We start from the raw sequence: 13,278 nt of genomic DNA on the forward strand, positions 1-13,278 counted from the left end.
GCGCGCCGAGGAAGGGCGGCAGAACTCTCCACGAGCACGAAATCGGTCGCAGCGGCGGGTGAGCGCTGCTAATTTGCGGCGGTGGACCCGTTCTCACTTTCGTGGACAGCATTGCGCACGGCGGTCGCCGAACTCCCGGACGAGGATTTCGCACGGCCGTGCGGATGTACCGGCTGGCTGGTCCGCGACCTGGTGTGCCACCTGATCATCGACGCACAGGATGTGCTGATCACACTGGTGACGCCCACCGAGAAGGAACCGACCCGCGACGCGGCGACCTACTGGGATATCGCCGAGACACCGCCCACCGGGGACCACCCGCTGGACGCGCTGATCGTCCGGCTGGCCGCCGCGTACGGAGAGCCGCGCCTGCTGGAACTGCACCTCGACGATGTGGGCTCGGCCGCCGGTCGCGCCGCCGCTCTGGCCGACCCGGATCTACGGGTGAGCACGCGTGACGAAGTCCTCACCGTGAGCGACTATCTGACCGCCTACGTCCTGGAATGGACCCTGCACCACCTCGATCTGGTCGCCTATCTCCCGGATGCGGCGCAACCTCCGGAGGCAGGCCTCACCCGCTCCCGCGAACTGCTGGAGATCATCGCGGGCACCCCGTTCCCCGCATCGTTCTCCGATCGGGACGCACTACTGGTCGGCACCGGCCGGCGCGCCCCGACCGACGAGGAGACCGCGGCCCTGGGCGAACTGACCGGGAAACTTCCGCTCGTACTCGGATGAGGCTCGTTCTCGGGACCACGCGGACAATCCTGCGTCCGTTCGAATTCGCGGACTGCACCGAACTGCACGAGATCTTCGGCGACCCGGCGACCCACACCATCGGCGACGGGCCGTTCACCTCGCCGGAGCAGACCCGCCACTGGATCCACCGCCGGATCGACAGCCGGGAGCGGTCGGGCCTGCTGTGGTACGCGGTTCGGGACAGCGCCACAGGCTTGCTTCTGGGGGACTGCGGCCTCTTCGCCGGACGCACCGGTGCGGATGAGCCGGAGATCGGCTACGAGATCCGCCGGTCTCATCAGGGACGAGGATTCGCGAGCGAAGTCGCGCGAGCTGTGCTGCAAGAGGCAGCGGCCTGCGGTGTGCCCCGGGTATGGGCGACGATCCGGCCGAAGAACACTGCCTCGATACGTGTCGCGGCGAAGGCGGGATTCACCCGCCACCATCTCGGTGGAGACGACAGGGGGCAACTGGTGTACCTGGTATCGCCGCGGTTCGCCGGGTCGGCACGCGGAAGGCGGGCCGGGGCCGCGCCGGAGTGACGACGGGCCATCAGGTGCCGGCCGTTGTCCATGTCCGGTTCGGCCGGCCCGGGGGTCGAGGAACATAACTGCCCGATCCGGTGCTGAGGAGTTACCGCAGATAAGTACTCTTTATCTGCGATGGTCTGGGTGGCGATTCGGCGCGATGGGTCTCTCGGGCGGGGTCGACTCCGGAATCAATCTGCGATACCGCGGAAGACGGTGCGATGGGGACGGTTTCGAGCCTGCCGACGCGAGCGGCCGGCGTTCGTCCGGCGGACGCGGTGAAGATCTTCCTCGACACCATCCCGTCGGCGAACACCCGCCGCGGCTACGGCGTCGTGCCGAACCGGTTGGTGAAAGACTACGGCGCGGACACCGATGTGATGCTGCTGGGTCCGGAGCCGGATCGAGTGAGCGGGTGGTTCACCTTCGTGTGGGACGACAAGGCGGCCACGACGTTCAACATCCGACTGGCGCGCTGCGCACCGCGCGCGTACCGGCGCGAGGAGGCAGCCACCTATCGCCTACCGGACCCTCGCATAGGCGCGCATCTGTTCGGCCAGCCGCTCGAGTTCGGCCGCCGTCGCAGGCGAGGCGTCGTTGAGCCCGCTGTGTGCGGCCGTCGGGCCCCGCAGGAAGCGCCGCAGCATGGCCACGAGCAGCCCTTGCGGCAGAGTCTGCAACGCAACGAAACCGCGAGGGACCGGCGGCGTCGGCATTGCGGCCAGGTTCTGCCGCATGAGGCGGAGCATGCCGCGGACCGCGTCCGGATCCTCGGCCAGCGCTGCCGGGCCGCCTGCCGCGTGCACCGCCTGCCCGAGCGGCACCTCGAACGCGGCGTGCGTCTCGAGCCAGGCATCCATCTGCGGCTGGGCCTTGGCGTTGATCCCGGCGGTGCGGAACGCCCGCACGATCCGGTCCAGTCGCGGGGTGCTACGGCCGTCGGGTTCGCCGATCGGCATCGGGACCCGGCGGGTCATGAAGTTGGTCGCGCGGTAACGGACCACGTCGCCGTCCATCGTGCCGGCGGCCGTGGGGAAGCCGAGTAGTACCCGCTCGGGGCCGATCACCGTGCCCAGCGGCTCCCCGCCGGCCGCCCAGTTGAGCAGGAACAGCACGTCGCCTTCGAGGCCAGCGAGTGATTCCAGCACCGCGTCCACCTGATGGGTGCGGACGAAGACGGCGGTCAGGTCGTACCCGCCGACCGGGTGCTCGACCACCGGCACCGATACCCGCCGGACGGCGGGGCTGCCTTCCTCGGCGAGCCGCAGGCCGTGCCGGCGCAGGGCGGCCAGGCGCTCTCCGCGGGCGAGGAGCGAGACGTCGTGCCCGGCCTCATGCAGGCGGACCGCGAACAGGCTGCCGGTAACCCCGGCGCCATACACGAGCAGTTTCATGAAAACCCGCTTTCGCGTGTCGTTTCACTCATACGTTCGTTCGACTCGAACATATGTCTAGTTGAACCCCTAGCTGTTGCTGTGATCGGTGAATGTGAGCGCCGGCCGGATGATCGTCGCGAACAGCTCTTGTCGAGACGTCGCGGTCTCCTCCCGGCCGCTGATCAGGGGGGAGAGGGCGACGTCGGTGAGGATCAGGGAGGCCAACCGCTGGAACAGCGGCGAGTCGCGCACGACCTCGCCGCGGTCGGCGGCAGCCTCGAAAACGGCGGCCAGCGCGTCCACGACCGGCGCGATGATCTCCGTGCGCAGCTCGGTACCGAAATCAGGGTCGGTCGCCGCCGAATGCAGCAGCATGAATCCCATGCGCAGGTCGCGGGCCGGCACGCTGTCGGCGCGAGCCATCTGCGCGAAGTCCTCGTCGAGCGAGGTCGCCCCGGCGGAGTCGTACAGGGCCGGACGTTGATGTGTGAGAGCGGCCATGACCAGGCCGGATTTGCTGCCCCATTGCCTGTACAGCGTCGCCTTGCTCGTTCGGGCACGGGCCGCCACCGCATCGAAGGTGAGCCGCTCGTAGCCGACTTCCAACAGCAACGCGCGCACGGCGTCGAACAACTCGGCGAGACGCTCGGACGACATGCGCGAACGGGGCGGGCGATTGGTCGACACTCTGTAACTGTACGAAATAGTTTCGTACATGCCAATCCAACATGGCAACGGGACCCGTGATCTGCACTACGGCATCGAGCACACGTTCTTCGGGCATCGACTTCGAGATCGACGATGTGGTCCTCGCCGAGGGGCAATGCCTCGGTCGGTTCGACGAAACCACCGCCGCCGAAACACAACTCGCCTACGAGACAACGCCATCCTCCAGGAGTTCCTCGGCAACCTGACCGCCGGGCCGGTGGGCTGACGACCAACCCACAGGACCGGCGTCGCCGGATCAGTGGTCCCCGTGGGCGTCTGGATCGCGCAGCGGTCGGTGCGCGCCGCCCTTCACCGTCGACACCATCACTGCGAGCCGGTATTCACGCGGGTCCAAGCACCGCAGCAGCGGTGCTTTGTAGTCCCGACGTCGCGCCGCGATCAGCCGACGGTCCTCGTCGTCGAGATAGAGATGCCGCCTCCAACTCAACATGGGACAACGCCCCGAACCGGCCGTAGCCGCCCTCATCGGTCACCGGGACATGAGACCACCTACAGCACAGCGGGCGCTCGACGTCGAGTCCTCAGCGCCGGATCGGGCGGATCTGTTCCTCAACCCCCGGTCCGAACGGGCTGGGGTCGGGTCGCTCGATCGACCCCACAGCACATCCCGCCGAGTTCCCGGAACCCCGCGACCACCGATCCGCGACAGCGCGGACCAGGGTCGCGCCGGCCGCCGCGAGTCCGGTGTACCGGCTCAGGACTTTCCGCCGGACGCCTCCCCGAGCCGAGCCGACAGCCACGGCACGATCACCGAGAACGCCGCCACAGTGGTCATCTCGTCGTGTGTCGCCGGTACCGCGTATTCGGTGACTTCACCGGATACATACGGCAACCAGTCCTCGGCTCGGGGACCGGACTGCCGCGCACCGGGGGTGGGCACCTCGGCACGGAAGAAATCGATGACACCGCGGTAGGTCCGGGGCCGGTACTCGGCGATCAGTTCCGCCGAGCGCGCCGCGGTCCGGTACACCCCGCGCAGCCGTTCCACCGGCAAGGTCAGCAGCTCCGGAGGGATCAGCTGGTGCAGGCGCGCCAACTCGACATCGCTCAGATCGCCGACACCCTGGTCCGTACCCGGCTCCTCGGTGACGATGCCCTGGTCCACCAGCGCCGCCCGGAGCAGGGATTCGAACACCCCGGGGTCCACGTCGGGATGGCTGTCCAGCAGTGCCAGCATCTCGACCTGTTCTCCCGCCGCCTGCAATTCGGTCGCGACAGCATGGGCCAGCACGCCGCCCAGCGACCAGCCGAGCAGCCGATACGGACCGGCGGGCCGAACCCGGCGGATCTCGGAAAGGTAGCGGGCGGCGATCTCGGTCAGCGAGGCCGGATCGTAATCGGGTTCGGAGTACGCGGGCGACTGGATACCGTAGATCGGCTGGTCTTCGGGCAACAGTCCGGTCAGCCCGGCGAAACTCCAGGCCAGTCCGTCCCTGGCGTGGATGGCGAAGATCGGTGTCGCGGTCCCGGTTTCCCGGATCGGCAACACCACCCGCAACGCTGCCTCGGACAGTTCACCCGCCGCGGCCGGTTCGGCGATCCGGGCCGCGAGCCCGGCGACCGTCGCTTCGGTGAACAACCACTGGACACTGATCTCGGCACCGGTGACCGCACCCAGCCGGGCCACCACCTTGGTGGCCAGCAGCGAGTTGCCGCCGAGGGCGAAGAACGAATCGTCCACACCCACCCGGTCCAGACCGAGGGCTTCGGCGAAGACCTCGGCAACGGTCCGCTCCAGCGGGGTGCGCGGAGCGCGATAGCCGGCATCGGCCGCGAAAACCGGTTCGGGCAGGGCGTTGCGGTCCAGTTTCCCGGCCGGGGTCAGCGGGATCTCGTCGATCACGGTGATCGACGACGGCACCATATGCGCGGGCAATCGGTGCGCGATATGCGCGCGCAGAGCTGCCACATCTATCGAGTATCCCGCTCCGGCCACCACATACGACACCAGAGCGTCCGCACCGATCGCGGTCCGGTGGCCGAGGGTGACCGCGAAATCGACGCTGCCGTACGAGGTCAGCGCCGCGTCGATCTCGCCCAGCTCGATCCGGAAACCACGAACCTTGACCTGGAAATCGTTACGACCCACATACTCCACCGCCGGATCACCAGCACCATCACGCCGCCACCGCACAATGTCACCCGTGCGATACAACCGCGACCCCGGCTCACCGAACGGATCAGCCACAAAACGCTCAGCAGTCAAACCCACCCGCGCGTGATAACCACGCGCCAACTGGACACCACCGACATACAACTCCCCGGCCACACCCTCCGGCACCGGATTCAACCGATCATCCAGCACCAGCGCACGCATACCCCGCACCGGACCACCGATCGTCACCGGATCACCCGGCAACAACACACCACTGATATTCGTCGCGACCGTCGCCTCGGTCGGACCATAAGCATTATGGAACCGACGCTCCAGCCCACCCTCGGGAACCGTCGACCATTTCGCGACGAGGTCCGCCGAGATGGCCTCACCACCGGCGATGATCACCCGCATACCCGCCAGATCCACCGGATCCAGCGACGCCAGCACCGACGGCGTGATCAAACCGACCGTCACCCGCTCGCGGGCGATCAACTCACCGAGTTCGGCACCGCCGTAGGTGCCCGGCGGTACCACCACGAGCGCACCCGCGGATCCGACGGCCAGCAACAGTTCCAGGATCGAGGCGTCGAACGACGGTGATGCGAACGCCAGCGCCCGCGAATCCGGGGTCAGCCGGTAACGCTCCACCTGCTCGGCACTGAAGTTCGCCAAACCCGCATGCGACACCACAACACCCTTGGGCACACCCGTGGAGCCCGAGGTGTAGATGACATAGGCGGTATTGGCCGGGGTCAACGGCCGGACACGATCCGCATCGGTGACGGGCTCCGCGGAGTACTGCGACAGCGGAAGCTGATCGAGGACCAGCCAATCCACCGAATCCGGCAACTCCGCCCGCACCGACGACACCGTGATACCCACCGGTGCACCGGAATCGGACAACATATGCGCGATACGATCCGCCGGATAGGTCGGATCGATCGGCAGGAACGCCGCACCCGACCGCGTGACGGCCCATTCGGCCAGCACCGAATCCGCCGACCGCGGCACCGCCACCGCCACCAGATCCTCGGCGCCCGACCCACTCGCGATCAGCGCCCGCGCCAACCGGTTCGAACGCTCGTCCATCTCCCCGTAGGACAGACGCTGATCCCGGAACACCACCGCCGGCGCCGACCGGTTGTGGACCACCGCCGCCGCCAGCAGATCCGGCAGCGTCCGCGCCGGCATCGCCGGACCGCCCGAACGCGATCCCAGCTCGGCGCGCTCGGTGGAGCTCAGGAATTCCAGTTCACCGACCGGCAGTCGCGGCGCGTCGACCAGCTGGTCGATCACCCGCAGCAGCCGCGTGGCCGTGGTCTCGACCGTCCCGGCGTCGAACCGGCTGGTCAGGTACTTCAGCGCGATCCTGACCGTGCTGTCGGCCGTCACCACCAGGGTCAGCGGGTAGTGGCTGTTGTCCCGGGTGCCGACCCCGGTGATCGACAGACCGTCGATCTCGCCCGCGGCCGCGACCTCGGCCGCATCGGTGGGATAGGACTCGAAGACGAACAGGCTGTCGAACTGCACCGCGGTACCGGCTGCCCGCTGGATATCGGTCAGCCCCAGGTGGTGGTGTTCCAGCAGTGCGGCCTGCGCGCGCTGCAGTTCGGTGAGCAGTTCCCCGGTGGTCGCGCGGTGATCGATCAGTACCCGGACCGGCAGGGTGTTGATGAACAGGCCGACCATGGATTCGATACCGGGCAGTTCCGCGGGACGGCCGGATACCGTGGCGCCGAACACCACATCGTCGCGACCGGTCATCCAGCCGAGCAGCACACCCCAGGCGGCCTGCACCAGGGTGTTCACCGTGATCCCGAGATCGGCGGCCCGCGCGGAGAGCTGTCGCGTACGGTCCGGATCGATCTCCGCCACCACGGTGTCGATCTCGTAGTTCTCCGCGGCCACCGGTTGGGGTGCCAGCAGCGAGGGTTCGGTGAAACCGGCCAGCGCTTCGCGCCAGGCCTGCCCGGAGGCGGCCGGGTCACGATCGGCCAGCCAGGACAGGAAGTTCCGGTACGAGGCCACCCGCGGCAGTGCGGAGGTATCGCCGCGCAGCGCGTACAGCACCAGCAGTTCCCGCATGAGCAGCGGCATGGACCAGCCGTCGAGCAGGATGTGGTGGCTGGTGATCGCCAGCTGCCACGCGTCCTCGGCCAACCGGATGAGGTTGAACCGGATCAGCGGCGGCACCGCCATATCGAAATGCTCGGCCTGATCCGCGGCCAGCAGCCGGCGCAGTTCGTCCGCGCGTTCGCCCTCCGCGAGCCCACGCAGATCGATATCGCGCCACGGCACCGACACCTGGTCGAGGACGACCTGCACCCACTGACCGTCCGTATCGGCGACGAACGCGGTCCGCAGGTTCGGGTACCGCCCGACCATCGTCTCCGCGGCGTCGCGCAGCCGGGCCGGGTCCACACTGCCGGCCAGATCGACCGACGACTGCATGGTGTAGACGTCCACGCCGTCCTGGATGAGCTGGGCGTGGAACAGCAGACCCGACTGCAGCGGCGACAGCGGCCACACCTCCGACAGCGCCGGGTAGGTGTTCTCCCACCGTTCGATATCGCCCTGCGAAACCCGCACCAGCGACATATCGGAGGGGGTGAAACCGCCTGCGGCCGGCCCGCGGACATGGTCGGCCAGCGCGGTGAGGGCGGCGACCCACAGGTCCGCGAACTCACGTGCCCGCGCCTCGGTGAGCAGTCCACTCGGGTAGGCGAAGACCGCGTTCAGCACCGAGCCCTCGGCGCCGGAGTTGACGATGGCATTGATATCCAGCACGGCATTGGCGGGCATATCCCGGTCCGCGTCCGCGCCGATCGGACCCAGCTCGCCGGTCGGCATCCAGCCGAGCTCGGCGAGTTCGGGCGAGATCTCACCGGCGGAGACGCGGCCCAGATAGTTGAAGCTGATCTGCCCCGGCACCCGGTCCGGCAACCGGTCGCCGGTATCGGGGTTCAGATAGCGGAGCAGACCGTAGCCCAAACCCTTGTCCGGTACCGCGAGCAATTGTTCCTTCACCGATTTCACCAGGACGCCGAAGGCGGCGCCACCCGCGAAAGCATCGTCGAGATCGATCCCCGGCAGTTCCAGCCGGACCGGATGCACGGCGGTGAACCAGCCGACGGTGCGGGACAGGTCGGCGCCGGGTACCAGGGCCTCCTCGCGACCGTGACCCTCCAGTTTGACCAGTGCCGCCGCGGACCGGCCGTCGCCGCGCCAGCGAGCGACCGCCAGTGCCAGCGCCGCCAGCAGGGCGTCGTTGGGACCGCCGTGGTAGCGGGCACCGACGGTGGTCAGCACCGCCTCGGTGATATCGGCGGGCAGCGAGACCTCGAACCGTTCGACCGTCGCATTGGTATCGACGGCCGGATCGAAGGCGCGCGCACCCAGCAGCGGGTCCGGGGTGGACGCGATCTTCTGCCAGTACGGCAGTTCCGCGACTCGCTCCGGATCGGCAGCGGCCGCGGCGAGCCCGTGCGCCCACCGCCGCAGCGAGGTCCCGACCGGTGGCAACGCCACCGTGGCCCCGGCCGCGAGCTGCGACCAGGCCAGTGCCAGGTCCGGGATGAGGATGCGCCACGAGACGCCGTCGACCACGAAGTGATGGGCCGCGAAGAGCAGCACATCGCGCCGGTCGCCGTCGAACGAGAACCACACGAACTGCGCCATCACCGCCGCGGCCGGATCCAGCCGATCCAGTGCGGCGTCGAATTCGGCGGAAGCCAGCCGGACCAGTTCGTCGTCGCCGATCGCGTTGTCGAGTTCGACCCTGCGTACCAGGGCGTCGATATCGATCGCACCGGGTTCGAGCGCTTCGAACACCGGCACCCCGTCCGCGACTCCCAGCCGGGTGCGCAGGGCATCGTGATGGTCGAACACCGCCGCCAGGGTCGCGACGAGGGTCTCGCGGTCGATACCCACCGGCAGCCGCAGCAGCATCGGCTGTGAGAACCGGTGGTACGCATCGTTTCCGCCGATGACCTGCGACATGACCGGCAGCACCGGCATATCGCCGACCCCGCCGCCGGGCAGTTCCGCCAACCGCTGCTCGTCCGCGCCGCCGCGCCCGGCGACCTCGGCGAGTGCGGCAACGGTCCTGCGCTCGAACACATCCCGGGGCGTGAAGACCACACCGCGGGCTTTTGCCCTCGACACCAGCTGAATCGACAGAATGCTGTCTCCGCCGAGCGAGAAGAACGAATCGTCCACGCCGACCCGCGCGATGCCCAGGACGTCGGCGAAGACCTCGCAGATGATCGACTCGATCTCACCCACCGGGGCGCGGAACGTCTGCGTCTCCAGCACCGGTTCCGGTAGGGCTCTGCGGTCCAGCTTGCCCACCGGGGTCAGCGGGATCTCGTCGAGAACGATGAGGACCGACGGCACCATATGGGCAGGCAACCGCTGGGATACGAATTCGGCGACCGCGTCGGTATCCACGCTCCGCCCCGGTACCGCCAGCAGGTACGACACCAGGATCGTCGCACCCGCACCGGTTTCGTGGCCCAGGGTGATGGCGTACTCGACATCCGGATGCGCGCCCAGCGCCGTATCGATCTCACCCAGTTCGACCCGGAAACCGCGGATCTTTACCTGGAAGTCCGAGCGACCCACATAGTCCAGTTCCCAGTGCACCGACGGCAACGCCTCGTTACCGGCCCGCTCCCCGGGTGCCGCGTACCAGCGCACCACATCACCGGTGCGATACATCCGCGAACCCTCGAGGCTGTACGGGTTGGCGACGAATCTGTCGGCGCTCAGGTCCGGCCGGTTGTGGTAACCGCGCGCCAGCGCGCCACCGGCCAGGTACAGCTCACCCGCCACGCCGGGCGGTACCGGCTTCAGTCGCGCGTCGAGGACCAATGCCGCCATACCGTGCACCGGATCGCCGATGGTGACGTGCTTCCCGGAGAGCAACCGCGCGTACGACGAGATGATGGTCGTCTCGGTGGGGCCGTAACCGTTGAAGTACTTGCGGCCCGGCTCCCATTTCGCCAGCAGTTCCGCGGTGGTCACATCACCACCGACGGACAGCACTTCCAGCGCGTCCAGCCCCGCCGGGTCGACAGTGCCCAGCACAGCGGGCGTGATGATCGCATGGGTGACGGCTTCGGTCCGCAGGAGATCGGCCAGGTCCGGACCACCGATGATCTCACCCGGCACCACCACCAGGGTCGCGCCCGCGAAAGCGGTGCCCACCCATTCCAGTACCGACGGATCGAAGCTCGGTGAACAGATGTGCAGGAACCGGTGGCGCGATTCGAGGCCGTAGCGCCCGACCGCCACCTCGACGAGGCCGCCGATACCGGTATGCGTCACCACCACGCCCTTGGGCAGACCTGTCGATCCGGAGGTGTAGATGACATAGGCCGGATGCGATATCGCCAGCGGCGCGATGCGCTCCGCGTCGGTGACGGCACTGTCCGGTTTCGCCGCCGCCTGTGCCAGGAAATCCGGCTCGTCGAGCAGCAACCACTGCGCATCGCCGGGCAGCCGGTCCACGTATTCGCTGGTGGTGAGCCCCAGTACGGCACCGGAATCGGAGAGCATATGCCGCAGCCGGTCCGGCGGATAGTTCGGATCCACCGGAACATGCGCGCCACCGGCCTTGGCCACGGCCCAGAACGCCAGCACGATCTCGTAGGACCGCGGCAGGGCCAGCGCCACGATCCGCTCCGGACCGACCCCGTGCTCGATGAGCACCCGCGCCAGCCGCGACGATTCCGCGTCCAGCTCCCGGTAGGTCACCGACCGGCCCCGGTAGCGAACCGCCACACCGTCCGGGTTCACCCGGACCCCGTTCGTGAGGATCTCCGGCAACAGCCCGGTCGCCATCACCTCGTCACCGTGGACATGGGTGAGCAGCCGGTGCTCGGAGTCGTCGATGATCGGCAGATCACCGATCGGCGCCTCCGGATTCCGGGTGAGCGCCGACAGCAGGTGCAGGAACCGGCGTGCGAAGACCTCGATGGTGATCTCGTCGAACAGATCGCGAGCGTAGGAGAAGGCCGCGGCCATACCCGCATCGGTTTCGGTGACGCGGAGCGAGAGATCGAACTTCGCGGTGTCGACGTCGAAATCGACAGCGCCGACCCGCAGCCCGGGCAGTTCGAAATCCGCCTGCGGCAGATTCTCGAACGACAAAGCCACCTGGAACAACGGATGCCGGGCGGTCGAACGCTCCACCTCGACCAGTTCCACCAGTCGTTCGAACGGCACATCGGCATGTGCGAACGCCTGCAGATCCGATTCCCTGGTCGCCGCCAGGAATTCTCCGAAACTCGACTCGCCGCGCACATGCGACCGCAGCACCAGCGTATTGACGAACATCCCGACCACATCGTCGAGTTCGGCCTCACCGCGACCCGCGATCGGTGTCCCGACGGCCACATCGTCGGTGGCCGACAAACGCGCGAGCAGCAGCGCCAGCACCGCGTGTACCACCATGAAGACCGTCGCATTGTGCTCGGCGGCCAACCGCGTCACCGCGCGGTGCAACTCGGCATCGATCCGGAACGGCACGGTGCCGCCGACCATCGACCGGACGCTCGGACGCGGCCGGTCGCTCGGCAGATTCAGTTCGTCCGGGAGCCCGGCCAGTGCCCTGCGCCAGTATTCGGCCTGCGCGCTGACCAGGCTCTCCGGATCGTCCTCCGAACCCAGGACCTCGCGCTGCCACAGGCTGAAATCGGCGTACTGCACCGGCAGCGGCATCCACGCCGGGGCCGAACCGGCGGCCCGAGTGGCATAGGCGGTCATCAGGTCCCGGGTCAGCGGTCCCATCGACCAGCCGTCGGTGCTGATGTGGTGCACCACGAACACCAGCACGTATTCGTCACCGCCCGGATGGAACAGCGCCACCCGCAACGGCACCTCGGCGGTCACATCGAAACCGGTCGCGATCGCCTCGGTGATCCGGTCGCGCAATTCTGCCGCGGACACCGGAACCGGCGTCAGATCCGGAACGGCGCGGCCGACGGGCAGCACCAGCTGGTACGGCCGCCCGTCCTGGGCGGGATAGACGGTGCGCAGGGTTTCGTGCCGGCCAACTACATCGGCGACAGCCTGCCGCAGGGCCGGGACATCGAGATTTCCGGACAGGCGGACGGCGACCGGGATGTTGTACGCGGCCGAAGCGGTATCGAACTGGTTCAGGAACCACATCCGCTGCTGCGCCAACGACAACGGCACCCGCTCCGGCCGCTCCCGCCGCGCCAGCACCGGCAGATCGCCACGCGCGGTCGCGGATTCCGCGGCGGCGGCCAGGGCAGTGACGGTGGAGGCCTCGAACAGCGTCCGCACCGGCACCTTGGTATCGAGCGCCGCGCCCAATCGCGCGGCGACCTGGGTCGCGATCAGCGAATTACCACCCAGGGCGAAGAAATCATCATCCGAGCCGACCCGCTCCACACCGAGCACGTCGGCGAACACACCCGCCACGATCTCCTCGATCGGAGTCGACGGCGCCCGGAACTCCTTCGTCTCGAACACCGGCGCCGGCAACGCCTTACGATCCAACTTCCCAGAAGTGTTCAACGGGAACGCATCCAACACGACCACCGCGGCCGGAACCATATAAACCGGCAACACCTCACGCAAAGCATCCAGCAACACACCGGACACAACCTGCTCGCCCGGAGCCGGCACCACATAAGCAACGAGCTGCTCACCCAGATCCGACGCCGCGACCGTCACCACAGCCTGACTCACCACCGGCCGCGCCAACACCGCCGATTCGATCTCACCCAACTCGATCCGCTGACCACGGAACTTCACCTGGAAATCGGTACGCCCCAGATAT

General features: G+C 68.0%; 7 protein-coding genes. 3 read left to right on the forward strand and 4 right to left on the reverse strand.

The window, feature by feature from the left end:
- The first annotated feature begins 81 nt into the window (after nucleotides 1-81).
- Nucleotides 82-738 carry a maleylpyruvate isomerase N-terminal domain-containing protein gene (locus IEY68_RS34080; protein WP_058854927.1) on the forward strand — a complete coding sequence of 219 codons (657 nt, stop codon included), beginning with the start codon at nucleotides 82-84 and terminating at the stop codon, nucleotides 736-738.
- Nucleotides 735-1,280, forward strand: coding sequence for a GNAT family N-acetyltransferase (locus IEY68_RS34085; protein ID WP_058854928.1), 546 nt, complete (start codon nucleotides 735-737; stop codon nucleotides 1,278-1,280). Before IEY68_RS34080 ends, IEY68_RS34085 begins: the two co-directional genes overlap by 4 nt.
- 506 nt (nucleotides 1,281-1,786) lie before the next feature.
- On the opposite strand, the gene IEY68_RS34090 is transcribed toward IEY68_RS34085, so the two are convergent.
- Nucleotides 1,787-2,659, reverse strand: coding sequence for a ketopantoate reductase family protein (locus IEY68_RS34090; protein WP_058854929.1), 873 nt, complete (start codon nucleotides 2,657-2,659; stop codon nucleotides 1,787-1,789).
- 69 nt (nucleotides 2,660-2,728) lie between these two features.
- Nucleotides 2,729-3,328 (reverse strand): TetR/AcrR family transcriptional regulator, encoded by a 600-nt coding sequence (locus IEY68_RS34095; RefSeq protein ID WP_189094672.1) that lies wholly within the window; start codon nucleotides 3,326-3,328, stop codon nucleotides 2,729-2,731.
- Between the two features lie 41 nt (nucleotides 3,329-3,369).
- Between IEY68_RS34095 and IEY68_RS36640 the strand changes: the two genes are divergently transcribed.
- On the forward strand, nucleotides 3,370-3,555 hold the full coding sequence (locus tag IEY68_RS36640) for a hypothetical protein (protein WP_229719206.1): 186 nt from the start codon (nucleotides 3,370-3,372) through the stop codon (nucleotides 3,553-3,555).
- A gap of 50 nt (nucleotides 3,556-3,605) precedes the next feature.
- Here the strand turns inward: IEY68_RS36640 and IEY68_RS34100 are convergent, their stop codons facing one another.
- Together IEY68_RS34100 and IEY68_RS34105 are read right to left on the reverse strand one after the other, a co-directional pair.
- Nucleotides 3,606-3,800 carry a hypothetical protein gene (locus IEY68_RS34100; RefSeq protein ID WP_058854931.1) on the reverse strand — a complete coding sequence of 65 codons (195 nt, stop codon included), beginning with the start codon at nucleotides 3,798-3,800 and terminating at the stop codon, nucleotides 3,606-3,608.
- 264 nt (nucleotides 3,801-4,064) lie between these two features.
- A partial coding sequence (locus tag IEY68_RS34105) for a non-ribosomal peptide synthetase (RefSeq protein ID WP_189094673.1) occupies nucleotides 4,065-13,278 on the reverse strand: 9,214 nt, incomplete at its 5' end.

The organism is Nocardia jinanensis (assembly GCF_014645735.1).
Lineage (GTDB): Bacteria > Actinomycetota > Actinomycetes > Mycobacteriales > Mycobacteriaceae > Nocardia > Nocardia jinanensis.